Origin of the sequence: Priestia aryabhattai (genome assembly GCF_023715685.1) — a bacterium.
GTDB classification, from domain to species: domain Bacteria; phylum Bacillota; class Bacilli; order Bacillales; family Bacillaceae_H; genus Priestia; species Priestia aryabhattai_B.
In genome coordinates this window covers 1-472 of sequence record NZ_JAMBOQ010000057.1, presented here as the reverse complement: position 1 = coordinate 472, position 472 = coordinate 1, and the positions used below count along the sequence as shown (strand labels likewise).

The following is a 472-nucleotide window of genomic DNA, read 5'->3' as shown; positions in this document are numbered from 1 at the left end:
GGATTAGGACAAAATAAAGTATCATGACAAAATAATGAAGCATGTCACAACCAGCTCTGACTGATTCCACCTAAGACCTTAAATAAGGTAATTCCCGTGATTAAAATAACAAGCTGGGTTATTAGCTTTCTCTTCCTGCTCCATCCGGAGGTGATATGTTTATCAACAAACGTCAGTATCCAGTTCAGGGACATCACATAAAAAAAACGTTTCATGATATTCATGCGGCATTCCTCGCTCGCGCTTTTTCCAGAGATGCAAGTCTTCTAGCCTTCATCCCCAAAGCACCTGTCGGAGCCAGCGCCTGATATCCCTTTTCACCCGCCCATTCAGCGGCTGTTCGCGCACCACGCCCCATCAGATTCCCCGCTTTCCCTGATAAAGAATTCATGCCCGTTCTTCCGGCCATCCCTAAGCCAAAACCTAAACCAGCGCGACCGCCAAGCATCAGAGACTTACCAGTAGCCATACC

General features: G+C 47.0%; 1 protein-coding gene. It reads right to left on the bottom strand.

The window, feature by feature from the left end; translation table 11 throughout:
• Nucleotides 1-220: 220 nt before the first annotated feature.
• On the bottom strand, nt 221-472 hold a 252-nt coding region (locus tag M3225_RS28885; RefSeq protein WP_374109854.1), incomplete at its 5' end, for a hypothetical protein.